Source organism: Natronococcus amylolyticus DSM 10524, assembly GCF_000337675.1.
GTDB classification, from domain to species: Archaea; Halobacteriota; Halobacteria; order Halobacteriales; family Natrialbaceae; genus Natronococcus; species Natronococcus amylolyticus.
On sequence record NZ_AOIB01000014.1, the window covers coordinates 63,719 to 85,597 of the forward strand.

Annotated in this window: 21 protein-coding genes; 14 read left to right on the plus strand and 7 right to left on the minus strand. The window is 67.8% G+C overall.

Annotated elements, in window-relative coordinates:
• Positions 1 to 419: 419 nt before the first annotated feature.
• Entirely contained in the window at positions 420 to 1,337 is a 918-nt protein-coding gene (locus C491_RS05055; RefSeq protein ID WP_005554285.1) for an isoaspartyl peptidase/L-asparaginase, read from the minus strand.
• 92 nt (positions 1,338 to 1,429) lie between these two features.
• On the opposite strand from C491_RS05055, the gene C491_RS05060 reads away from it, so the two are divergent.
• From C491_RS05060 to C491_RS05075, 4 genes are all read left to right on the plus strand, one after another.
• Positions 1,430 to 1,720, plus strand: a complete 291-nt coding sequence (locus C491_RS05060; protein ID WP_005554286.1) for a hypothetical protein — start codon at positions 1,430 to 1,432, stop codon at positions 1,718 to 1,720.
• A gap of 197 nt (positions 1,721 to 1,917) precedes the next feature.
• The gene (gene icd / locus C491_RS05065; RefSeq protein ID WP_005554287.1) at positions 1,918 to 3,180 is read left to right on the plus strand and encodes an isocitrate dehydrogenase (NADP(+)); all 1,263 of its coding nucleotides are present in this window, start codon (positions 1,918 to 1,920) and stop codon (positions 3,178 to 3,180) included.
• A 568-nt stretch (positions 3,181 to 3,748) separates the two neighbouring features.
• The gene (locus C491_RS05070) at positions 3,749 to 4,837 is read left to right on the plus strand and encodes a polysaccharide deacetylase family protein (protein WP_005554289.1); all 1,089 of its coding nucleotides are present in this window, start codon (positions 3,749 to 3,751) and stop codon (positions 4,835 to 4,837) included.
• A gap of 56 nt (positions 4,838 to 4,893) precedes the next feature.
• The gene (locus C491_RS05075; protein ID WP_005554290.1) at positions 4,894 to 5,322 is read left to right on the plus strand and encodes a GNAT family N-acetyltransferase; all 429 of its coding nucleotides are present in this window, start codon (positions 4,894 to 4,896) and stop codon (positions 5,320 to 5,322) included.
• An 18-nt stretch (positions 5,323 to 5,340) separates the two neighbouring features.
• Here the strand turns inward: C491_RS05075 and C491_RS05080 are convergent, their stop codons facing one another.
• The 3 genes from C491_RS05080 to C491_RS05090 form a co-directional block, all read right to left on the minus strand.
• Positions 5,341 to 6,723 carry an NRAMP family divalent metal transporter gene (locus tag C491_RS05080; RefSeq protein WP_005554291.1) on the minus strand — a complete coding sequence of 461 codons (1,383 nt, stop codon included), beginning with the start codon at positions 6,721 to 6,723 and terminating at the stop codon, positions 5,341 to 5,343.
• Between the two features lie 72 nt (positions 6,724 to 6,795).
• Positions 6,796 to 8,184: a DoxX family protein gene (locus C491_RS05085; protein WP_005554292.1), complete on the minus strand. Its 1,389-nt coding sequence runs from the start codon at positions 8,182 to 8,184 to the stop codon at positions 6,796 to 6,798.
• A gap of 155 nt (positions 8,185 to 8,339) precedes the next feature.
• Positions 8,340 to 8,678: a cupin domain-containing protein gene (locus C491_RS05090; RefSeq protein WP_005554293.1), complete on the minus strand. Its 339-nt coding sequence runs from the start codon at positions 8,676 to 8,678 to the stop codon at positions 8,340 to 8,342.
• 105 nt (positions 8,679 to 8,783) lie between these two features.
• On the opposite strand from C491_RS05090, the gene C491_RS05095 reads away from it, so the two are divergent.
• Positions 8,784 to 9,308: a DUF5817 domain-containing protein gene (locus tag C491_RS05095; protein ID WP_005554294.1), complete on the plus strand. Its 525-nt coding sequence runs from the start codon at positions 8,784 to 8,786 to the stop codon at positions 9,306 to 9,308.
• A gap of 73 nt (positions 9,309 to 9,381) precedes the next feature.
• On the plus strand, positions 9,382 to 9,738 hold the full coding sequence (locus tag C491_RS05100; RefSeq protein ID WP_005554295.1) for a hypothetical protein: 357 nt from the start codon (positions 9,382 to 9,384) through the stop codon (positions 9,736 to 9,738).
• A gap of 34 nt (positions 9,739 to 9,772) precedes the next feature.
• Here the strand turns inward: C491_RS05100 and C491_RS05105 are convergent, their stop codons facing one another.
• The 3 genes from C491_RS05105 to C491_RS05115 all read right to left on the minus strand — a co-directional run bounded on the left by C491_RS05105 (position 9,773) and on the right by C491_RS05115 (position 12,264).
• A complete protein-coding gene (locus C491_RS05105; protein ID WP_005554298.1) occupies positions 9,773 to 10,453 on the minus strand; it encodes a potassium channel family protein in 681 nt (226 codons plus the stop codon).
• Positions 10,454 to 10,593: 140 nt separating this feature from the next.
• Positions 10,594 to 11,820, minus strand: a complete 1,227-nt coding sequence (gene hmgA / locus C491_RS05110) for a hydroxymethylglutaryl-CoA reductase (NADPH) (protein WP_005554300.1) — start codon at positions 11,818 to 11,820, stop codon at positions 10,594 to 10,596.
• Positions 11,821 to 11,868: 48 nt separating this feature from the next.
• Positions 11,869 to 12,264 (minus strand): hypothetical protein, encoded by a 396-nt coding sequence (locus C491_RS05115; protein ID WP_005554301.1) that lies wholly within the window; start codon positions 12,262 to 12,264, stop codon positions 11,869 to 11,871.
• Positions 12,265 to 12,383: 119 nt separating this feature from the next.
• Between C491_RS05115 and C491_RS05120 the strand changes: the two genes are divergently transcribed.
• The 8 genes from C491_RS05120 to nadC all read left to right on the plus strand — a co-directional run bounded on the left by C491_RS05120 (position 12,384) and on the right by nadC (position 21,832).
• Positions 12,384 to 13,964, plus strand: a complete 1,581-nt coding sequence (locus C491_RS05120) for an amidohydrolase (protein ID WP_005554302.1) — start codon at positions 12,384 to 12,386, stop codon at positions 13,962 to 13,964.
• A gap of 144 nt (positions 13,965 to 14,108) precedes the next feature.
• Complete coding sequence (locus tag C491_RS05125) at positions 14,109 to 14,894, plus strand: ABC transporter ATP-binding protein (RefSeq protein WP_005554304.1); 786 nt, start codon at positions 14,109 to 14,111, stop codon at positions 14,892 to 14,894.
• Complete coding sequence (locus C491_RS05130) at positions 14,891 to 16,114, plus strand: ABC transporter permease (RefSeq protein WP_005554305.1); 1,224 nt, start codon at positions 14,891 to 14,893, stop codon at positions 16,112 to 16,114. The genes C491_RS05125 and C491_RS05130 overlap by 4 nt, the downstream gene beginning before the upstream one ends.
• 81 nt (positions 16,115 to 16,195) lie before the next feature.
• The gene (locus tag C491_RS05135) at positions 16,196 to 16,957 is read left to right on the plus strand and encodes a GIDE domain-containing protein (RefSeq protein WP_005554306.1); all 762 of its coding nucleotides are present in this window, start codon (positions 16,196 to 16,198) and stop codon (positions 16,955 to 16,957) included.
• 74 nt (positions 16,958 to 17,031) lie between these two features.
• Positions 17,032 to 18,006 carry an LLM class flavin-dependent oxidoreductase gene (locus C491_RS05140; RefSeq protein ID WP_005554307.1) on the plus strand — a complete coding sequence of 325 codons (975 nt, stop codon included), beginning with the start codon at positions 17,032 to 17,034 and terminating at the stop codon, positions 18,004 to 18,006.
• 338 nt (positions 18,007 to 18,344) lie between these two features.
• Positions 18,345 to 19,478 (plus strand): quinolinate synthase NadA, encoded by a 1,134-nt coding sequence (gene nadA, locus C491_RS05145; protein WP_005554308.1) that lies wholly within the window; start codon positions 18,345 to 18,347, stop codon positions 19,476 to 19,478.
• Positions 19,479 to 19,484: 6 nt separating this feature from the next.
• Complete coding sequence (locus tag C491_RS05150) at positions 19,485 to 21,011, plus strand: L-aspartate oxidase (protein WP_005554309.1); 1,527 nt, start codon at positions 19,485 to 19,487, stop codon at positions 21,009 to 21,011.
• The gene (gene nadC, locus C491_RS05155) at positions 21,008 to 21,832 is read left to right on the plus strand and encodes a carboxylating nicotinate-nucleotide diphosphorylase (RefSeq protein WP_005554311.1); all 825 of its coding nucleotides are present in this window, start codon (positions 21,008 to 21,010) and stop codon (positions 21,830 to 21,832) included. The genes C491_RS05150 and nadC overlap by 4 nt, the downstream gene beginning before the upstream one ends.
• Positions 21,833 to 21,879: the final 47 nt, after the last annotated feature.

Here is a 21,879-nt window from a genome sequence, read left to right on the forward strand (position 1 = left end):
AGAGGTTCCGTCTCCCGACGGGCGAGGCGTTCTACCGTTCGGACGCCGACGACGCGATCCAGCGACACGCCGGACAGGTTTCGAGACCCTGGACATTCGAGAGGGTGGTCTCACACTCCGGACACTGTCGAGCGCCGTGGTGGGGTGGCTTGAGCATCGACTCGGAACTCGGTACGACAATAAATAAAAGTATTTCACGACGATCGTCGATATCAGCCAACTGGCCGAGTGCAGTGGTACCGATGAACTAGCCGTTACGCGGAGTAACCAGGCGCAACTGCGCGAAACGGTCGTCGCGGTTTTGTCGCTCGAGAGCGTCCGTGCTCGCGGCGTGAGAGACGCCAGTTCGGGTACCGCACGTGCCGACCGATCCCCGGGGTCGACGGTTCGCACCCGGCGTAACGACTCCCCGGGGATCGTTACCGGTCAGTCGCTCGAGCGGTTTGCATTCCGTCGCTGTTGTATGCCGAGCCCAGCCGACCCCGAGCGTCGATGGCGATGACACCGGCGGTCGCGCCGGTGAGTTCGGCGAACTCCTCGATCGCGAGCTCCGCGGCGGCGTCGGCGTCGAGGCCGCGCTCGACGTGGCCGGCGACCCGTTTCGAGAGGGTTACCCGCGCGATGTCCTCACCGGCACCGGTCGCACTCACCGCCGCCGAGGGACAGCAGTAGAAGCCGGAGCCGACCTGCGGAACGTCCCCGACGCGGCCGGCCAGCGCGAGCCAGCGTCCGCCCGTCGACGTCGCGGCGGCGAGTGCCTCGCCGTCGAAGGCGACCGCACCCACCGTATCGTGGTCGAGGTCCGCGGCGTCCGCATCGACCTCGGTCCCCTCCTCGTCACGGCCGTCGGGATCCGTCCGGCCGTAGCGTTCTCGGATCCACTCGAGTTCGCTCTCGGTACCGCCGCTCGGCGGCTCGAGGTCGGCCCACTTCTCGCGCGTGCGTTCCGACCAGAGGTCGACACCCGTCTCGACGCCGAACGCCTCGGCCAGCGAGACGGCGTGCTCGCCCGAGACGAACCCGTGGGGCGTCTCCTCCATGACGAGTCGAGCGACCTCGACGGCGTGTTCGACGTCGGGCATCGAGCAGGCCGCGCCGACGGAGCGGTCGTCGGTCATAATCCCCGCGTCGGTTCGGATGCGGCCGTCGCTTTGAACCGCGCTGCCGACGCCCGCGTTGAATCGGGGCGAGGACTCGAGAACCCCGACCGCGGCCTCGACGGCGCCGACCGGGGTCGGTCGCTCGGTTCCGGTTTCGGCCGCCCGCTCGAGTACTTGTCGTCTCCGTTCCGGCTCTTCAGGCGTGCTCCCGGCACCGCCGTGGACGAGTAGCTGCATACCGACCCCTGGTGAGGCGAGCACGGTAACGGTTTCGTGACGGTCTGAAACCCTACACACTTACCAGCGGGGGCTGAGTAGCAACGTCGAGGATGACGTCGGCCCTCCTGCTCGCCGGGTTCTGTGCCGCGATGACCGCAGTCGCCGTCGGTCGGCTACTGGCCGGCGACGAGCCGACCCCCTACCAGGGCGGGATCGCGCTCTTCGTACTCGGGATCACGTTACTGGCCGGTTTCTGGAGCGCGATCAGGATGGGATGGTGGACGGAAACGGGACGAGCGCTGCTCGGGGCGAGCGGCGTCGCCGTCGCGGTTGTCGGTGCCGTCCTTCTCGTCCGGTACTGGGGAGCGGCGACCGACGGGGCGCGCGATCCCGCGGGGTGATCGCCGTTCGTCGGAGACGGGTTCGACAGCCGACGAACGAGTGTGTAACGATCGAAACTGTGTTTTACCGGTATGAGGGGTGCTCGAGCGGATTTTTCGACGATCGGCTGCGGTCGACCGATTGACGGTGGAAATCGGACGCAACATCGGCGGAAATGGGAGCCCTTTTAGCCCCATCGGAGCACGGTACAGACGAGATGAGCTACGACAAGATCGAGGTCCCCGAGGAGGGGGAGAAGATCACGCTGAAGGAGGGAACCGACAACGAGCTGGAGGTCCCCGACAACCCGATCATCCCGATCATCTACGGTGACGGCGTCGGCAGCGACGTCGGCCCCGCCGCCCAGAAGGTTCTGGAGGCCGCTGCCGAGGCGACCGGTCGCGATATCAACTGGATGCGCGTCTACGCCGGCGAGTCCGCCCGCGAAAAGTACGACGAGAACCTGCCCGACGAGACCGTCGAGGCGATCAAGGAACACCGCGTCGCGATCAAGGGTCCGCTGACGACGCCCGTCGGCGCCGGCTTCCGCTCGCTGAACGTCGGTCTGCGAAAGCTGCTCGACCTCTACGCGAACGTTCGGCCGACCTACCACCTCGACGGCGTCCCGTCGCCGGTCAAATCGCCCGAGCAGATGGACATGGTCACCTTCCGCGAGAACACGGAGGACGTCTACGCCGGCATCGAGTGGGAAGCCGGAACTGACGAAGTCGAACAGGTCAAGGAGTTCGTCGAGGACGAGATGGGCGAGACCGACATCATCCACGACGGCCCCGTCGGCATCGGCGTCAAGCCGATCACCGAGTTCGGGACGAAGCGACTCGTCCGCCGCGCGATCGACTACGCCCTCGAACACGACCGCGACTCGGTCACGCTGGTCCACAAGGGTAACATCATGAAGTTCACCGAGGGCCAGTTCCGCGACTGGGGCTACGAGGTCGCAGAAGAGGAGTACGGCGACGAGGTCATCACCGAGGACACCCTCTGGGAGGAGAACGACGGCGAGGTCGACGACGACACGCTCGTCGTCAACGACCGTATCGCCGACAATATGCTCCAGCAGATCCTCACCCGTACCGACGAGTACGACGTCATCGCGACGATGAACCTGAACGGCGACTACATGTCCGACGCCGCCGGCGCCCAGATCGGCGGCCTCGGCATCGCGCCCGGTTCGAACTTCGGTGACGGCCGTCTGCTGGCCGAGCCCGTCCACGGCTCCGCGCCCAAGTACGAGGGCCAGGACAAGGTCAACCCGACCGCGATGATCCTCTCGGGCCGCATGATGCTCGAGTACCTCGGCTGGGACGACGCCGCCGACCTCGTCCGCGACGCCGTCGAGGAGACCATCTCCGCGGGCAAGGTTACCTACGACTTGGAGCGCCAGCTCGAGGACGCCGAGAAGCTCGCCACCAGCGAGTACGCTGACGAAGTCGTCAGCAATATCGAAAAGCTCTCGTAGGGAGCTTTTCAAACGATTAGGTGCCTTCGGCGTCTGATAATATTAACGAGCTCTCGTAGAGAGCTTCTCGGGCGGATATATCTCTGATTCTGGCATTTTTGATAACTGTCGTGGACCGTACTCCGGCTCGTCCGCTCTTCCAGGGCTCGGCGGTTCTCGGCGGGCAGTTTAGGTAGTGGATAGTCTCGTCTCGGCCGGATCGACGGGGAGCACGGTCTCGTTTAGAGACGACATAGATACAAATCTTAAAAATTTAGAGGGGCCATATGTGGAAGAAGCAATATTAACAAGGTGGATACGCCCGACTGCTCCGAAGATCGAGACAATATCCATCAGTTTCGTCGATTACGACGGAAGCTATAGAGAAGATTATGAAGTAGCGCCGAAGAGACGTCGGAACGAAGGCATGATACTCGAGGGAGCACACAGTCGGATCTCGACGGGGGAAGGCCACCGATCGGTCGGCGCTAGCGAGGCCGAGCGAACCACGGACAGCGCGTCCGAGCGACGAACGGGCACCGGAGTCGGGGGACCTCCGAGCCGGCTGCCGGCTCGAGGTGAGCCGTAGATGCGTCGGCGGAATCTGCTGGCGGTCCTGGGGGTCACCGCGGCCGGCGGCGCCGCTACCGCGTACAGGGTTTCTCAGCGCGACTCCGACGAGAACGGCGGGACCGGCGACGATCAAAACGAATCGGACGGAAACGGGGACGACGAGTCGGGAAGCGAGGAGTCGAGCGACGAGTCGGCCGACGACGAACAGGCGGACGACCTCGAGGAACGCCTCGAGGGCAGCGAGGGGATGCTCGTCTTCACGTACGACGACAGTCCGATCGAGGACTACACGCTCACCTACCAGGTTCACAAGGAGTACGACGTTCCCGGCTGCGTCGCGGCCTGTCCCGGCTGGATGCAAGACGACGGCGGCGGCGAGTACCTCTCCCCGGACCAGCTTCGCGAGATGTACGACGACGGCTGGGGGGTCATGTCCCACACCTACTACCACCGCGCACTCGGCGAGATAGAGCTGACCGAAACGGCTCAGGAGGGAGACGACCGCATCTACGTCGAGGCGAACCGACACGCGGACATCGAGGAGGATCCGCTGGTGATCTTCGACGACGAGAACAGAGCGACCGCGACCGTCGCCGGCGGGGGGAGCGACTCCACCGGGGAGTACGTCGAACTCGCCGAGCCCCTCGAGGAGACGATCGACGCCTCGGGCCACGTCAGGTATCCGGAGGAGTTCATGCAGGATATCCTTGACGACACGGACGCACAGCTCGAGGAGTGGGGGCTCACGGTCGTCGGATTCGTCTACACGTACACGCGCTACCACGGACTCATCGAAGATCTCGTTCGGGATCACTACGACGCTGTCGCGAACCACCGCTTCGGCGGCGGCCACAACGAGATCGACGGACTCGATCCGACGACGATGCAGCGCCAGTACATCGAAACCGATCGGGCAACCGAGGAGGAGATCGAGGAGTTCATGCAGACCGCCGCCGAGGACGACGTCCTCTCGATCGTCGGCGGCCACTCGCAGTTCGAGACGATCACCGAGGAGCGACTCGAGTACACGATCGAGACCGCTCTCGAACACGACCTCGCGATCGTCACGATGGAGGAAGCGCTGACCGAACTGGGACACCTGTAGCCCCTCAGCCGGTCGGATCGTAACGCTCTCGAGTCACATCGCCGTAGTCGCCCACGATGACCGAAACCCGCGTCGTCGACTCCGACGACGAGCGCGAGGACGCCCTCGCCGTTCGTCACGCGGTGTTCGTCGAGGAGCAGGGCGTCGACGAGAACCTCGAGTACGACGAGCACGACGCCGACGCCGTCCACGTCGTCGCCTACGATGGGTGCGAGCCCGTCGGCGCCGCGCGACTTCGAGAACTCGAGGACGGCGCCGGCAAGGTCGAGCGCGTGGCCGTCCTCGAACCGCGACGGGGCGAGGGGATCGGCCAGGAGCTGATGGCCGTCCTCGAGAAGCGAGCTCGAGCGGACGGGTTCGACGAGCTGAAACTTCACTCCCAGACGCACGCGGCCGAGTTCTACGCGGAGCTGGAGTACGAGCGGTACGGCAAGGTGTTCGAGGAAGCCGGCATCCCCCACGTACGGATGCGAAAGAAGCTGTAGCTGCGAGCGGGCCCGTCGCTATCCCGAACGGGTACGAAGCCGATCCCGAACCGCGGTTCCGACGAGTCCGACGATCGCGAGCGCCATCGCCGCGGCGAAGGCGACGACGAACAGCGCGGTCGGATCGCCCGCCGACGCCGCCGGCAGCTCCTCAAGGACGAACTCGCCCGCCAATACGACCGCGACCGCGAAAAGGGCGAGCCCGCCGAGGTTCTCGAGGAGGGAGTTGGTCTCGCCGACGACGTCGGTATCGTTCAGCAGGACGAGGATCACCGCGAGCGCGAAGGGAGTTCCGACGAGACCGAAGGCGAGCACGAGCACGAGCAGTTCGAAGAAGGCGCCCTCGAGGAAGGCGCCGACGGCGGACGCGAGCGCGACGGCCACGAGGGCGACCCGATAGCGCGGGTCCTCGACGGACTGTTCCCAGCCGAGTTTGTCGGCCAGCAGATATGGCGGAACGATCGTGTTTCCGCCGAGCGTCGAGACCGCGGCGCCCCAGAGTCCGAACAGGAACAGCCAGGTCGCGTATTCGCCCGCAACCGGACCCAGCGCCTGCGCGGCCTGGATCTCGTCGATGGTCGCGGGATCGACGCCGGCCTCGGGGAGGACGCTCGCCGCCACGAGAAAGACCGCGAGACTGAAGATCCCGAAGGCGACGAGCATCGAGCTGACGACGTCGAAGCGCGCGATTCCGCGGTCGCGCTCGGTCCACCCTCGAGCGCGCATCGTGTAGCTCTGCATCGTCAGCAGCGTGATGTGGACGGCTCCGCCGAGGACGCCCGCGGCGACGACCGCCCCGCCGACGCCGGCCGGCATCGATGGAACCAGTCCGGTCGCGGCCTCGGTCGGATCGATCGGGACGACGAACGCCGAGGCGACGAACGCCAGTACGACGAGCGAGACGAGCAGTTTCGCGCCGAGTTCCGCGACCCTGTACCCTCCGCCCGCGAGTCCGAGCGCGAGAATCACCGCCCACGTCACGCCCCACAGCCGTGGGTCGGCCAGCGCCGCGATTCCCGCCGAGCCGACGATCGTCGCGCTGACGTCGGCCAGCGTCTTCATGATCACCAGCTGTGCGAGCCCCGCCGCGAGCACGACGTCGATCACGAGCACCCATGCCCAGAACGAGCCGAGGCGGTCCTCGACGACGGCGACGATCCCCGCCTCGGTGAGCAGGCCGAGCCGCATCGCGAGGTACTGGCCGAACGTTCCCAGGATCGCCGAGAGGACGACGACCCACAGCAACGTGTAGCCGAAGCTCGCGCCCGCGACGAGCAGGCTGACCATCGTCGCCGGCCCCGCGGCGATCGCGCCCGCGAGCCAGGTCGGCCCCAGCCGCTCGAGATAGCCGGTCACGCGTCCGATTCCCCAGCGATCCGACGATCGCGTCTCCGTTCCCATCGGTGTCCCTTTCGCCGAGACGGGTATAACTCCGTGGTATTCGTCAGTTGGGGAGGAATGGTCCGACGCTCGTTAGTCGTCGCCTGGGATCCGGTCCGTCGGGGAGACGTCCGACGCGAACGCCGCGGACGGCCGAGAGACGAACGCGAACGCGAGGAGTCCGAAGGCGAACATCACCAGCGCGACCGGGCCGGCGACCTCGCCGTAGCCGACCTCGGGATCGATTCCGATCGCGGCGGCGCCGCCCAGGAACGCGACGGCGACCGTTGCCGCCGGGAGCGAGCCTCGAGCCGGAATCGCTGGCGGTCGGGAGACGCGCCCGGCGACGGCATCCAGGCTCGCGTGACGGCCGGCGAGAGTGGCGGCGACGATCGCGCTCGCGAAGACGAGGGGAGCGAGGCGAACGAGTCCAAGCGCCGTCAGCAGCGTGAGATAGCCGACGGCGGCGACCCCCGCGACTCGCGTGCGATAGCCGACGAGTAGTGCGATTCCGATCACGGTCTGAACCGCGGCGAACGCGAGGACCCACGCGCTCATCGCCGGCAGCACCGCCAGTTCGATGAACGCGCTCACCGGTGCGACGTGGGATGCGGCGATCCCCTCGAACACCTCGGCCTGGGCGTCGGCGCTCGCCCAGCCCGGGAGGGCGTTCGCGCCCGGCTCGGATCGGACGACGATCTCCTGGAGGAACCGGTAGCCGACGAAGACCCGGAGCACGTCTGCGGCGACTGCCATCGGGTTCGCTCCGCGATAGACGTACGAGAGTCCCCCGGCGACGAGTCCGGCGAAGACGGTCAGCTCGAGGCTCGTGAGGTGGACGCGGGTGTCGACAGTCTCCGGAATCGAGAGCAGGTAGTACGCCCCGACGACGGCGACTGCCGCAGCCAGCGGCGGGTACCAGGCGCGACGGATCGGCAGCGAGGCGTTGACGGCCCGCGTGAGCCGGCCGAGCACGTCCGAACGGTTCCAGAGGACGGCGTCGAGCCCGTAGTACCGTCCGGCGTTCGCCACGAACGCGAACGCGATCGGGACGGTAAACAGCGGCGACGTCCTGATCATCCCGAGGTGAAACACCGGGAGGAAGTAGACGATGCCGAGCAGGGCTGCCGGGCGCGTCCAGAGACCGAGAATCAGTCCGACGGCGGTGGCGATCTGTGCCGCCAGCGCGAGGACGGTCCAGAGCTCGGGAGCCGGGAGGACGACGGCCTCGAGCAGCGCCGCGAACCAGCCAAACGTGCCCTCCTCGATCGCCTGTTCGGAGACCCCGTACACCTCCGCGCCGGCGTCGGCACCGACCCACTCGGGATTCGGCCCAGTCGTGATCCAGCCGAGTTTCCACCAGCCGCCGAGGGTCAGTTCGTACAGCAGGAGAAAACCCGCGAAAATTCGGGCGAACGCGATCCACGGTTCCGCGCGGTCGTCGAGCAGCGATTCCGTCTCCGTGTTCCGAATATTTGGCATGTGATGCTAGTGAATTAGTAACTCTTAATAATTCTATCGAAGATGTTGTTATGGTGTGGGCTGGCTGAAAGCTGCCCCCTCGAGCCTCGAGCGAAACCGGTGTCGCCGCTGTCGAGCGGTATCGTCGGAGAACGAGCCGGTCGGCCGTGCCTTCGCTACTCCTGCCAGGTCGGGTTCTCGCGGGGCGGGCTGAAGATGTCGACGCCCCGAACCGTCTCGTCGCCGCGGTTCTCGGCGGCGTGGGGCTGGTCGCCCGGAATCGCGTAGGAGTCGCCCGGACCGCAGACGGTCTCGTCCCCGTCGCTGTGGAAGGTCAGCTCGCCCTCGTAGATGAACCCCGTCTGTTCGTGGGGGTGGCTGTGCTCCTCGACGGCGGCACCCGGCTCGATCTCGAAGTGCTGGACGTTCATCTCCTCGGCGCCGGCCATGATCGCGAGGTGGACGCCGTCGGCGGCTTCCGAGGTCTCGCTGTCGGAAAGGGACACGCGTTCCATACGTCTCGAGAGGCGAGGGCGGAGCTAATAGTAGTACGCCTCAACTATCACTTTCGCTCCGCGTACCGAACTTTGAACTGCGGTCCGATCCCATCTCGAGCTAGCATGTACGCCGTCGTCGGCTGCAGCGACTGTTCGCACCTCTGGATGATCGAGGGCCGCTCCGAGACGACCCAGTGTCCCCGCTGCGGTTCCAGGAAGGCCTACGAGAAGCGCAAGAAGTTCGTCGAGACCGACGACGCCGACCACGCTCGCGACGTCCGGGCCTCGATGCTGGCGAACCGCCAGGGGGAGGGCGAAGCCTTCGCGAAGCTAGATTCCTTTTCCGATCTCGAGGGCGATGTCGCTGACGGCGTCGTCGACGACGAGGAGTACCTCGAGGCGTCGGGACTGGACACCGACGAACTCGAAGCGGCGGGCGAGCGCGACCCCCGCGGTTCGACGAACAGCGGCAGCAAGAAGGAAATCGTCGAGCGGGCGCTGGCGGAACTCGAGCGACCGACCGAAGCGGAGGTCGCCGACTACGCGAGCGAACGCGGCGTGTCGGCCGGCTACGTCGAGGACGCCCTCGAGAAACTGACCAGACGCGGCGAGGTCAGCGAGAGCCGAGGGCGGTACCGGCGTCTTTGAGCGCGGCGCCCTGCTCCACAGCCACGGCCCTCGAGCGGCAGTTCTTTGCATCCTCAGAGGGTACGAAACGACAATGGACGAGACGGTCGACGTGCAGGCAGTGACGATCGGCGTCGGGACGGTGGTTGCGATCGCGGCGCTGGTCTACGGCGCCGCCGTCGGCGATTCGCTGCTCGGCGTCGACACCACGACACTCGCGGTCGGTGCGTTCGCCCTGACGTTCGGCGCCCTCGCGGTCCTCCACGGCGCGTACGGCCGACGAGACTTCACCGCCGCCTACGGTGTCGCCGGAATCGGACTGGGAGTCGTCGCCGTCGCCTCGAGCGGGTTCGGGGTGCTCGGCGGCTACCTGCTGCTCGCCGTCGGCGGGGGGTACGTCGCGGTCGCGACGGTCCGAGCACGGGCCGACGGGCCGACGCTGCCGCAGTAGCGTTGTGAGACGAGTTTTCGGCGGGGCTCGCGGATCAGGGGCCGGTTCCAACCGTTTTGACCGTCCCCGAGAGAAGCATTGCCACTTCGTCCAGGTCGTCGGGATCGACCGCGACGACATACTGGTGGTTCGCCTCGAGGATCGTGTCGGGCCTGGCGACGTGGCTGGCGTCCGCATCGGTGATGACAAGACAGCCCTCGGGGAGAGGCGCGTCGGCGAGGGTCTCCCCGACGAGCGGGGCGTCCTCCCCAACCTTTACGCGAACGATCTCGATGTCCCCGGTCAGCGCGTTGAAGACGCGGGGCGCGTTGCCGACGATCTCGTTCGCGATGAGCCTCGCCCCGGCCGCCTCGGGGTAGACGACGCTATCGACCAGTTCGCCGTACTCGTGTCTGGACTCGGTATCCGTTCGCAGGATCGTGTAGATCGACTCGTTCATTCGCTGGGCCGCCAGGCAAACCGCCAGGTTCGTCGCGCCGTCCTCCGTCAGCGCGGCGATCGTCTCGCTCGCCGCCGGGTCGGCCTCTCGAAGCACAGGCGGCAGCGTCGCGTCGGCCTCGATCACGGTCGGGAAGTGTTCGTCGATCTCCGCACAGCGGGACGGATTCCGTTCGATGACGACGACCTCGTGGCCGTACCCGTCGAGCAGTCGGCCCGCGCGGTAGCCGACGCGTCCGCCGCCGACGATGATTACGCGCAGCGAATCTGTAGACATGCGATCGATCGTTTCTACCCTTCGCGCTCGGCTTTCTTAGTGGTATGCCAACACATATATCAGTAGATACGCTCTCAGTCGAGCGAAGCGACTCGAGAGACGGTTCACGCGGTGCGAAAACGGGTTCGATTCCCCTGGCGCTACCGCCCGAGGTCCTCGTGGGCGCTCGCGAGGTGGTTCGACGCCAGCGCCGCGAGAAGCGAGAGTTCGCCCGCGAGTGCCGCGACGGCGATGATCTCCGCCAGGGCGTCGGCGTTCGAGCCCGCGGGGTCGCCTCCGCCTCGAAGTCCGAGGACGTCGAGGGCCTCCGACTGCGTGGGGAGCTTGGTACCGCCGCCGACGGTGCCGACCTCGAGCGAGGCCAGCGAGACCGAGGCGTAGAGGTCGGTCGCGCCGTCCTCCGCGTTTCGGGTGTCCATCGTCGTGATCGCGTTCGCGCCCTCGACGACCTGGGCCTCGTCCTGGCCGGTCGCGAGGAAGGCGGCGCCGACGACGTTGGCGGCGTGGGCGTTGAAGCCCAGGCTGCCGGCCTTCGCGCTCCCGACGAGGTTCTTCCGGGTGTTGGCCTCGACGATCGCTTCGGCGGTGGTGTGCAGGCGGTCCTCGACGAGTTCGCCGGGAATCACGACGTCGGCGGTAACCGACCGACCCCGCCCCTCGACGGCGTTGATCGCCGCGGGCTTCTTGTCCGAACAGAGGTTGCCCGAGAGCGCGACCAGCGAGGCCGGCGTCTCGCTCTCGACGACCTCGCAGGCCACCTCGGTCGCGATCGTGGCCATGTTCATCCCCATCGCGTCCTTCGTGTCGTAGGCAAAGCGCAGGTAGACCGAGTCGCCGACGACGTACGGTTCGACCCCCAGCAACTCGCCGTGGCTCGTCGTCGATTCGGCCGCCTCGCGAAGCGCCTCGAGGTTGGCCTCGAGCCACTCGACGGTCTCGGCGGCCTCGGCGACGCCGTCGACCCGAAACACGGGGGCGCGGGTCATTCCGTTCTTCGTGACGCGGGCGTCGGCGCCGTCCGCGGATCCGATCACCGAGAGCCCGCGGTTGACCGACGCTAAAAGCGCGCCCTCGGTCGTCGCCAGCGGAAGGTAGTGGTCGCCGTCGGCGGCGCCGCCGGAGACGGCGACGGGGCCGACGATACCTAACGGAATCTGTGCCGCACCGATCATGTTCTCGATGTTCGGTTCGGCTCGTTCGGCCGGGAACGCGTAGTCGCCGATCGTCTCGAGGTCGGCGTCGGTCTCGCGCTCGACGAGCAGCCGGCGGGCCTCGGCGGCGGTGTCGAAGTCGGCCTCGGCCTCGAGTTCGTGGATGCGAAGCTCCCCCTCCTGGACCCTGTCGGCGAGGGACGCGGGATCTGTCATAGTGGGGCCAACACGCGGCCCGGCCCTAAGGATTGCTGATCGCCTCGACTACCGTCGGGATGCGGTGTCGTCGTTCGCATTGCCGCTCCCGATCGACTCTCGGTAAGCCGCCTGGATCTCGCGCCGGCAGACGACCAGTAGCGCGATCCCCGCGGCGCCGAACAGAAGCAGTGACGGCGTTCCGGTCGGCGCCGCGACGAACCCGACCGCGAACAGCCCCGCGAGGACGGCGGCAACCCCCAGCCTGGTTCGGGACGCGACCTCGTCGTCCGTCAGCGCGAGGTACAGCTGTGGAAGGACGATCGCAACGGCGAACGCGAGTGCGGCGAGCGGGCCGTCGCCGACCGGGACGCCGAGCGTCCCCTCGAAAACCGCGAGGACGGCGAGGGCAAGCACGAACACGCCGAAGGAGGCCATGATTGCCCGGTTCTCGCGGCTTGGCATGCGTGTATCTTCGATTCCAGGATACTACTAGATTCTGGCCTGACAGGGTTGGCTCGCAGCGAGACGTTCTCGAGACGGCGACCACTATCGTTTTGCTCCTCGCGTGTAGGATTTTACCTATGACCGAGGCTGCCGATCTGGTGGTGACGAACGCGCGGATCTACACGCTCGCGGGCGAGGACGACGGTGACGGGGAGGCCGAACCTGACCCCGAGGAGGCGCTGGCCGTCCGGGACGGCGAGGTCGTCCGCGTCGGCGACACGTACGAAATCGAGTTCCTCGAGGGCGTCGAGACCGAGCGGATCGACTGCGAGGGGCGGGTCGTGCTCCCGGGCTTCGTCGACGCCCACACCCACGTCGAGAACGCGGGCCGATACCTGGTCCACGCCGACCTCTCGGACGCCGACGACGCGGCGGACTGTCTGGACCGCCTCGCCGAGCGGGCCGCGGAGACGGAATCCGGGTGGGTGCAGGGCTTCGGCTACGACGAGAGCGAGTGGGACGGCGACGACGGCTACCTCACCCGCGAGCAGCTCGACGAGGTGAGCGAGGACCGTCCCGTCGTCGCCCTGCGGATCGACATGCACGCCGCGTCGCTGAACTCCGTTGCCCTTCGGGAACTCGAAGGTGAACTCCCCGAGGACGACGTTCGCCGCGCGGGCGGGGAGCCCACCGGGGTCGTCGTCGAGGACGCCGCCGAGCGGGTTCGCGAGCACATCGCGCCCGGCTACGACGAGACCCGAGAACTCGTCACGTCGGGCCTCGAGCGAGCGGCCGAGAAGGGCGTGACGGCCGTCCACGACATGGTTCGCAACTCCCGCTCACCGCAGGTGTACCGCGACCTCGAGGCCGCGGGCGAGCTGCCGATCCGGGTGCGGATCAACTACTGGGCCGACCACCTCGAGAGCGCGATCGAGGTCGGGCTCGCGACGAACGCGGGCAGCGACCGGGTGCGGACGGGCGCGATCAAGACCTACACCGACGGCAGCATCGGCGCGCGGACGGCGAAGCTGTTCGAGCCCTACGAGCCCGACGAGAGCGAGGCCGAACCCGTTCCCGGGGACGACGGCGAGTGGGTCATCACCCCCGACGAACTCGAGGAGATCGTCGAGCGGGCCGACGGCGCGGGCTTTCAGGTGACCGCCCACGCCATCGGCGACGAGGCGATCGAGGAGGCGCTGTCGGCACTCGAGACGACCGCCGATCCCGGCGGCTCGCGCCACCGGATCGAACACCTCGAGCTAGCGACTGACAACCAGCTCGAGCGGATGGCGGAGGCGGGCATCGTCGCCTCGATACAGCCGAACTTCCACCAGTGGGCCGGCGAGGGGGGCCTCTACGACCAGCGGCTCGGCCGGGAGCGACGGAACCGGACGAACCGCCTTCGTCGGGTCCTCGAACACGGGATCCCCCTCGCCTTCGGATCCGACTGTATGCCGCTGGATCCGCTGTTAGGGATCCACCACGCGGTGAACGCGCCGACCGAGGCCCAGCGGCTCTCCGTGACCGAGGCGATCCGGGCCTATACTCGAGGAGCGGCCTACGCCGGGTTCGACGAGGACCGGCTGGGAACGCTCGAGGTCGGTATGCGAGCCGATCTGGTCGTCCTCGAGGACTCGCCGTGGGCCCAGCCGGAGCGGATCGACGGGATCGACGTGGCGACGACGATGGTCGACGGCGAGGTCGTCTTCGAGGGGTAACGGGCCGATCCGCGACGCCGCTGCGGGAGCCGTTGGGAGTCGGCGACGCGCCGACCGATCGGTTCCGTCGGGGGCCATCGAACACGTCGGAAGACGATCATGTTGTAAGGGTTAAGACGACAAGTCGTGTACACCCAATGACAGATGGTGGCACACGACACTGGTCCGGGGGCGGCCGCGGTAACGGCCGAGAGCGTCCGCCGAACGTACCACCTCGCCGAGCCGGTTCACGCTATCGACGGCGTCTCGCTGTCGCTGGGTAAGGGTTCGTTCACGGCCGTTATGGGGCCGAGCGGCTCCGGGAAATCGACGCTGATGAACCTCGTCGGCTGTCTCGACACGCCAGACGAGGGACGGATCGAGGTCGGCGGACACTCGGTCGGGGAGCTGTCCGATGCCGAACGGGCGCGGCTGCGGGGTACCGAGATCGGATTTGTCTTCCAGACGTTCAACCTGATGCCGCGGCTGACCGCCGTCGAGAACGTCCGGCTGCCGATGGTGTTCCACGACGGCGTCGAGGCCGATCGACAGGAGCGCGCGCGGAGCCTGCTCGAGCGAGTCGGTCTCGGCGACCGTCTCGAACACGAGCCAAGCGAGCTCTCGGGCGGCCAGCGCCAGCGGGTCGCCCTCGCGCGGGCGCTGGCGAACGAGCCGACGCTGGTGCTGGCCGACGAGCCGACGGGAAACCTCGACACGGAGACCGAAGCCGAGATCATGGAGCTGCTGGTCGAACTCAACGAGGCGGGCGCGACGATCCTGCTGGTCACCCACGAGCGGGCGGTCGCCGAGTACGCTGACCACGTCGTCAACCTGCTCGACGGCGAGATCGAGTCCCTCGAGCACCTGAGCGACGCCCGTGACGTGACCGCCCGCGAGCAAGCGGCGGGCGGGGCGGGGAACCGACGGTCGACGGGGGAGGGTGAGGCATGAACCTCCGGGAGAGCCTGCGGATCAGCTGGCGCTCGATCAGAGCCCACAAGCTGCGGTCGGCGCTGACGACGCTGGGCGTCATCATCGGCATCGCCGCCGTCATCACGTTCATGGTGCTCGGTGGCGGGTTCTCCGAGGACATCGTCGGTGACATCGAGGCCGAGCAGGAGCCCGCGATGACGGTCCAGACCCAGACCACGCCGGAGGACGGGTTCGGCGTCATGCTCGTCGAGACGCCGATCTACACCGAGAGCGACGTCGACGCGCTCGAGCAGCGGGAAGGAGTCGAGTACGTCGCGCCACAGGGATCCCTCGACGTCGTGCAGGCGGAGTCCGGTGGCGAACAGCTGACGGGCGTCGTCGACGCCCAGGCGACCACGGCCGACCGGTTCGAACACGCGACGTTCGTCGACGGCGGGCCGTTCGACGGCGCGGACGAGGCGGTCGTCAACGAGCAGGCCGGCCAGGCCTTCGAGGGGAACGTCTCGGTGGGCGACGAACTCGAGCTCACCTTCGAGGACGGCGAGACGACGACCGTGACGGTCACCGGCGTCGTCGAGAGCGAGCTCGGCGAGCAGACGCCGCCCCAGGTGTTCGTTCCCGCGGACGAACACTACACGACGACCGTCGAGACGCCCGACGGCGACGAAGAGCGGGCGTACCCGACCCTCCAGATCGGCGCCGAGGGACTCGACGACGTCGACCCGGTTCAGGAGACCGCCGTCGACTACCTCGAGGAGGAGTCCCACGCCGCGGAGCTGAAAGGGGACGACGACGAGATTGCCGTCCAAACCGTCGAGGACGCGATCGAGCAGTTCGACGACCTCGTCGGACAGCTCACGGTGTTCATCGGCGCCGTGGCCGGGATCGCGCTCGTCGTCGGCTCGATCGGGATCGCCAACATCATGATCGTCAGCGTCACCGAGCGAACCCGGGAGATCGGGATCATGAAGGCCGTCGGCGCCACGAAGCGCGATATTATGCAGCTGTTTCTCGTCGAGTCGGTGGTCCTCGGCGTGATCGGCGCGGTCGTCGGCGTCGCCGCCGGCCTCGGCTTCGGCTACCTCGGCGTGTGGCTGCTCGGCTGGCCGATGGTCTACCCGCTCGAGTGGGTCGCTATCGCGGTCGCCGTCGGGACCGGCGTGGGGGTCGTCTCCGGGCTCTACCCCGCCTGGCGGGGCGCCCGCGTAGATCCGATCGAGGCGCTGCGCCACGAGTAGCGCATCCGGGGGCAACCCCTGCGCCAACGTGTCGCTTTCCGTACCGGTATCATTATTGTCATCTCGCGACGATACGGACGCATGTTCGGCCCACTGCTCGTCCTCGGCGGACTCATCGCCCTCGCGATTGGGCTGTTGAAGCTCAGGCCGGCCTACCACGTCTACCGGGGCGAGACCGACGACATTGTCGCGGTCGAGCGCGCCGAGGGGCCGGTCGAGATCGAGGGAACCGCGACGTCGCTCGGCGACTCGCTTCGGGCACCGATTACGGGGACGGACGCGATTGCCTACGAGTACGAGGTCGAAGAGTACCGCTCGAGCGGGAAGAACTCCTCGTGGAAGACCGTCGACGAGGGACGGGATGCGACGGTGTTCCGGCTCGAGGACGAGACCGCGAGCATCCGGGTCGAGCCTGCGGGCGCCGAGCTTGCGCTGTCGACCGACACGACGATCGAGGTCGGCGGCGGCGAGCCCGAACCCGAGCCGATTCGGGAGTTTCTCGCCCACGAGTCCGACCTCGAGTCGGAGAACACCTCGCTCGATCTGAAGGTGGTCGAGCTCGCGACCGGAAACGATCGACGGTATCACGAACGTCGGCTCGAGCCCGGCGGCGAGGCGTACGTGTTCGGCCAGTCGAGCTACGACGTCGACGCCCGGGAGATGATGCGTGACGTGAGCGCGGTCGTGAGCGACGGCGACGGAACGCCGGCGTTCGTCGTCTCGGACTCCGGCCAGGAGGGGACGGCGCGGCTGCTGGTGAAGCGACAGCTGCCCTGGCTGGTCGGCGGTCTGCTCGCGATCGGCGTCGGCGTCTGGCTGTTGCCCTCGTCGGGGCTGTTCTGAGCCGACGGGGCGACGCTGCGTCGATCCCGGCGACGGCACCGACGCTTTTGTCCCCGCCCCTCGTCGGATCCTCCATGGACACGGGACTGTTAACGACGAGCACCGACGAGCTCTCGGAGGCCGACGTCGCCGTTCGCGCCGAGGAGCTGGGATACGACGACGTCTGGCTGCCCGAGCTGTGGGGCGAGAGCGGCGTCGTCCGGGCGACCGAGATCGCCACCCGAACCGACGAACTCGGGATCGGGTCGGCGATTCTGAACGTCTACTCGCGTTCGCCGGCCGTCCTCGCGATGACCGCCGCCTCGTTGCAGCGGGTCTCGGACGGTCGGTTCGTTCTCGGAGTCGGCACGAGCACGAAGAAATCGATCGAGGACCTCCACGGCGAGGCGTTCGACCGTCCCGTGCGGCGCGCCCACGAGACCATCGAGCTCGTCCGCGCGTTCACCGCGGGAGAGGGTCGGGTCGAGTACGACGGCGAGTTGCTCGAGGCGAAGGACTTCCCCTCCCTCGAGGCGCCGACGCCGATCTACCACGCCGGGCTGGGCCCCGCGAACCGCCGGGTGGTCGGTCGGCTCGCCGACGGCTGGATCCCGCACAACATCCCCTTCTCACGGCTCGAGGACGCCTTCGAGGAGGTTGCGGCGGCGGCCCGAGAGCGGGACCGAGACCCCGAGGAGATCGCCGTCGCGCCGTACGTTCCCGCGGCCGTCAGCGAGGACCTCGAGGCGGCCCGGGACGCGATCCGCGGCCACGTCGCCTACTACGTCGGCAGCGGGGAGGGGTACCGACGGGCCGTCGGCGCGGCGTACCCCGACGAGGCCGATCGGATCGCCGAGGCCTGGCGCGACGGAAACAGGGGCGAGGCAGCCGACGCGGTTACGGACGAACTGGTCGCCGACCTCGGCGTCGCGGGGACGCCCGAGGACGCCCGAGATCGCCTCGAGTCCCTCGTCGCCGAAACCGGGATCGACCACCCGATCGTGGTGGTTCCCGACCCCGCCTCGGACGAGATCGTCGAGCAGACGCTCGAGTCGCTCGCACCGAGCTAGCGGAGGGCGGATAAACGGGTTGAAGCCGCCGCACTAACGGCTCCGCCGTCGGTCCATCCGTTCTCGCAGTCGATTCATAATCGGTATCTCGAGCGCACGTCGTCGAATTTCTCCCGAGCCGCTCGGTTCCGGGGTTTCCTCGTCGAGTCCGCCGTTCGTCTGTCGCACGACCTTGAGCTCGTCCCACGGTCCCAGGACCAAAACCGGTCGTCGGCCCCAATTAAGGGTATTATCCTTCCAATCCCTAACCAGTTGATGGTACCTGTGCATGGTCCTATATCGAATAGAAAAGTTATTCAATAGTGGTTGGTGTGTGCTACTAGCCACAGGTAACCCAAATGGCCAAACTAGAAACCACGGAGCTCGAAACTGACCTGAGCCTGTTCAAATATGACCACCTCGAACAGCTTCCCTCGGAGTATCGAGGTCTCGAAGAGGACGAGCGAACGAAGCGAATCGAGGCCGCCCTCGAGATCCTCGGCGACGACGTCGTCGTCCTCGGGCACAACTACCAGCGACGGGAGATCGTCGAGCACGCCGATTTCGTCGGCGACTCCTACGGGCTCTCGAGGGAGGCGGCCGCGGCCGACGCCGAGTACGTGATCTTCGGCGGCGTGACGTTCATGGCCGAGAGCGCCGACATCATCACCGACGACGACCAGACCGTGATTCTCCCCAGTATGGAGGCGTCCTGCCCGATGGCCGGGATGGCCGAGGCGCTGCAGGTCGACGCCGCCTGGGCGGAGATCACGGCAGCCGCGCCCGACGCCGAGATCGTTCCGATCACGTACATGAACTCCTACGCGGACCTGAAAGCGTTCTGTGCGAGCCAGGGCGGACTGGTCTGTACGTCCTCGAACGCCCACGAGGCCTTCGAGTGGGCCCTCGAGCGCGGCGACAAGGTCCTCTTTCTGCCCGACAAGCATCTCGGGGAGAACACGGCCCACCGGCTGGGGATGGCCGACGAGACCGTCGCGTGGGATCCGTGGGATCCCGAAGGAAAGGACGACGACGAGGTCGCCGAGAAGGACCTGATCCTCTGGAACGGCTACTGCCAGGTTCACGAGCGGTTCAGCGAGGCTCACGTCGAGCGAGTACGGAAGGAGCATCCCGATGCGAACGTGGTCGTCCACCCCGAGTGTCGCCGCGAGGTCGTCGAGGCCGCCGACGTCGTCGGCTCGACGGCGACGATCCGGGAGACCGTCGCCAACGCCGCCCCCGGCGAGACGTGGGCGATCGGGACCGAAATCCACCTCGCCGAGCACCTGCAGCGCTGGCACCCCGAGGTCGAGGTCGTCCCGCTGTGTGGCGACGCCTGCATGGACTGCAACGCCATGCGCCAGATCGACCCCAACTACCTCGCCTGGGTCCTCGAGGAGCTCGTCGCGGGCCGGGAGCGCAACGTGATCGAGGTCGCTCCCGAAGAGAAGGAGCTGGCCGAACTGGCACTCGAGCGCATGCTGGAGCTCTGATCGACGATGCCCGAGACACCACCCCACGACACTGCGGACGTCCTCGTCGTCGGCAGCGGCATCGCGGGCTGTGCGGCCGCGCTGCAGGCCGCACGCGAGGATGCAGAGGTGCTGCTGGTGACGAAGGCCGAGCGACCCGCCGACGCCAGCACCGACTGGGCCCAGGGCGGCATCTCGACCGCTCGCGGCGACCCGGAGGCGCTGAAACGCGACGTCCTCGCGGCCAGCGACGGAACCGCAGATCCCGACGCCGTCGACGTCCTCGTCGACGAGGCCGACGTGGCCGTCGAGGACGTCCTCCTCGAGACCCTCGAAATCCCCTTCGACGAACGCGAGGACGGCGCGTTCGACTACGCGCGCGAGGCGGCCCACTCCGAGCGACGCATCCTCCACGTCGACGCCGCAACCGGGACTCACATCCTGCGCCCGTTCCTGAACTACCTCGACGACCACGAGCGCGTCGAGGTTCGACAGGACACCGCCGCGCTCGAGCTGATTACCCACGAGGGCCGCGTCCACGGCGTCCTCACCGACGAGGACGCGACGGGCCACCCCGTCTACGCCGGGGCGACGGTGCTGGCGACGGGCGGAATCGGCGCGCTCTACCCGCGCTCGACGAACCCCGACGGCGCCACCGGCGACGGGATCGCGATGGCTGCGCTCGCTGGCGCCGACGTCGCGGACCTGGAGTACGTGCAGTTCCATCCGACCGCGTATGCCGGCGACGACCCGTTCCTCCTCTCGGAGGCGCTGCGCGGCGAGGGCGCCGTCCTTCGGAACGCGGACGGCGACCGCTTCATGCCCGACTACCACCCTGACGCCGAACTCGCGCCCCGGGACGTCGTCGCCCGTGCCGTCGAAACCGAACGCGAGGAGACCGGCGAGGTCATTCTGGACGTACGGACGCTCGAGGGCGGTTTCGAGGACGAGTTCCCCGGCATCGCCGAGAGCTGTCGCGACCGCGGGATCGACGGCGACGAAATTCCGGTCGCGCCCTGCGAACACTTCCTGTGTGGCGGGATCGACGTCGACCACCACGGACGAACCACCCTCGAAGGACTGTACGCCGTCGGCGAGTGCGCCAGGACGGGCGTCCACGGCGCAAACCGCCTGGCGAGTACGAGCCTGCTCGAGGGGCTGGTCTGGGGATTGCGGGCGGGCGAAACTGCGGCCGGCTGCGAAGCGAACCCACAGATACTCGACGCCCCCGAACTCCGGAACAGCGATCCTGCCCTCCCCGAGCGCTTTGCGGCCGAGAAGTTCGACCGACTGCAGCGGACGATGGACGACTCGCTGGGCCTCGAGCGCGACCCCGACGAGATCGCCCGTGCGAGCGCCGTCCTCCGACGGCTCAAGGGCGAGGTCGACGCTTACACCCGCACCCGGACCTCCCGCGAACTCTATGAGCTCCGGAACGCCTGCGTCACCGCACTGTTGATCGCGCGGGCCGCGGGCGAGAACGGGGAATCGCGAGGCTGTCACCACCTCGTCCGCGAGGACGGACCGACCGCCGAGCCGGAGGCACCCCGATGATCACCGACGCGCAGGTCGAGCGCTGGCTCCGCGAGGACGTCGGCCACCACGACGTCACGAACCAGGTCCCCGGCGAGACGACCGGGCGTCTCGTCGCGAAAGAGCGGGGAACCGTCGCGGGGCTCGAGGCCGCCCGCGCAGTCTTCGAGTATCTCGGCGTCGACGTCCGCGAGGCACTCGAGGCGGGGACGCCGATCGAGCCCGGCGACGAGGTCCTCCGCGTCGAGGGGGCCACGCGCGAGGTCCTCCGAGGCGAGCGCGTCGCGGTGAACCTGGTCGGGCACGCCTCGGGCATCGCAACCCTGACCCGCAGGGCGGTCGACGAGGCACGCACGGAGTCGGACGACGTCCGGATCGCCGCGACCCGAAAGACGACGCCTGGCCTGCGGGGTCTCGAGAAGCGAGCCGTCGTCGCTGGCGGGGGCGACACCCACCGCCTCGACTGCTCCCATATGGCGATGGTCAAGGACAACCACGTCGCCGAGCTGGGCCTCGAGGACGCCGTCTCGCGATTCCGGGAGCGAGCCTCGTTCGCGACGAGGGTCGAGGTCGAGGTCGAGTCGCCGGGGGACGCCCCCCGGGCCGTGGAGGCCGGTGCGGACGTCGTCCTGCTCGACAACCTGTCTCCGGCGGAGATCCGGCAGAGCGTCGACCTGCTCGCCGACCGTGGGGGCGTGCTGACGGAGGCAAGCGGCGGCATCACGCTCGAGGACGTCCCCGAGTACGCCGCGACGGGCGTCGACGTGATCTCGATGGGGTCGCTGACCCACTCGGCGCCCGCGCTGGATCTATCCTTTCGAACCGGCGAGAGAGTAGCGTAGAACGCGCCGCTTCGCACACGGTCTTTTTTGTTCTCGAGCGCTACCGA

What these genes read in the sequence shown, in the direction of transcription:
- C491_RS05055 (WP_005554285.1), bottom strand. Translation starts at nt 1,337, where the DNA reads ATGCAGCTACTCGTCCACGGCGGTGCCGGGAGCACGCCTGAAGAGCCG.
- C491_RS05060 (WP_005554286.1), top strand. Translation starts at nt 1,430, where the DNA reads ATGACGTCGGCCCTCCTGCTCGCCGGGTTCTGTGCCGCGATGACCGCA.
- icd (WP_005554287.1), top strand. Translation starts at nt 1,918, where the DNA reads ATGAGCTACGACAAGATCGAGGTCCCCGAGGAGGGGGAGAAGATCACG.
- C491_RS05070 (WP_005554289.1), top strand. Translation starts at nt 3,749, where the DNA reads ATGCGTCGGCGGAATCTGCTGGCGGTCCTGGGGGTCACCGCGGCCGGC.
- C491_RS05075 (WP_005554290.1), top strand. Translation starts at nt 4,894, where the DNA reads ATGACCGAAACCCGCGTCGTCGACTCCGACGACGAGCGCGAGGACGCC.
- C491_RS05080 (WP_005554291.1), bottom strand. Translation starts at nt 6,723, where the DNA reads ATGGGAACGGAGACGCGATCGTCGGATCGCTGGGGAATCGGACGCGTG.
- C491_RS05085 (WP_005554292.1), bottom strand. Translation starts at nt 8,184, where the DNA reads ATGCCAAATATTCGGAACACGGAGACGGAATCGCTGCTCGACGACCGC.
- C491_RS05090 (WP_005554293.1), bottom strand. Translation starts at nt 8,678, where the DNA reads ATGGAACGCGTGTCCCTTTCCGACAGCGAGACCTCGGAAGCCGCCGAC.
- C491_RS05095 (WP_005554294.1), top strand. Translation starts at nt 8,784, where the DNA reads ATGTACGCCGTCGTCGGCTGCAGCGACTGTTCGCACCTCTGGATGATC.
- C491_RS05100 (WP_005554295.1), top strand. Translation starts at nt 9,382, where the DNA reads ATGGACGAGACGGTCGACGTGCAGGCAGTGACGATCGGCGTCGGGACG.
- C491_RS05105 (WP_005554298.1), bottom strand. Translation starts at nt 10,453, where the DNA reads ATGTCTACAGATTCGCTGCGCGTAATCATCGTCGGCGGCGGACGCGTC.
- hmgA (WP_005554300.1), bottom strand. Translation starts at nt 11,820, where the DNA reads ATGACAGATCCCGCGTCCCTCGCCGACAGGGTCCAGGAGGGGGAGCTT.
- C491_RS05115 (WP_005554301.1), bottom strand. Translation starts at nt 12,264, where the DNA reads ATGCCAAGCCGCGAGAACCGGGCAATCATGGCCTCCTTCGGCGTGTTC.
- C491_RS05120 (WP_005554302.1), top strand. Translation starts at nt 12,384, where the DNA reads ATGACCGAGGCTGCCGATCTGGTGGTGACGAACGCGCGGATCTACACG.
- C491_RS05125 (WP_005554304.1), top strand. Translation starts at nt 14,109, where the DNA reads ATGGTGGCACACGACACTGGTCCGGGGGCGGCCGCGGTAACGGCCGAG.
- C491_RS05130 (WP_005554305.1), top strand. Translation starts at nt 14,891, where the DNA reads ATGAACCTCCGGGAGAGCCTGCGGATCAGCTGGCGCTCGATCAGAGCC.
- C491_RS05135 (WP_005554306.1), top strand. Translation starts at nt 16,196, where the DNA reads ATGTTCGGCCCACTGCTCGTCCTCGGCGGACTCATCGCCCTCGCGATT.
- C491_RS05140 (WP_005554307.1), top strand. Translation starts at nt 17,032, where the DNA reads ATGGACACGGGACTGTTAACGACGAGCACCGACGAGCTCTCGGAGGCC.
- nadA (WP_005554308.1), top strand. Translation starts at nt 18,345, where the DNA reads ATGGCCAAACTAGAAACCACGGAGCTCGAAACTGACCTGAGCCTGTTC.
- C491_RS05150 (WP_005554309.1), top strand. Translation starts at nt 19,485, where the DNA reads ATGCCCGAGACACCACCCCACGACACTGCGGACGTCCTCGTCGTCGGC.
- nadC (WP_005554311.1), top strand. Translation starts at nt 21,008, where the DNA reads ATGATCACCGACGCGCAGGTCGAGCGCTGGCTCCGCGAGGACGTCGGC.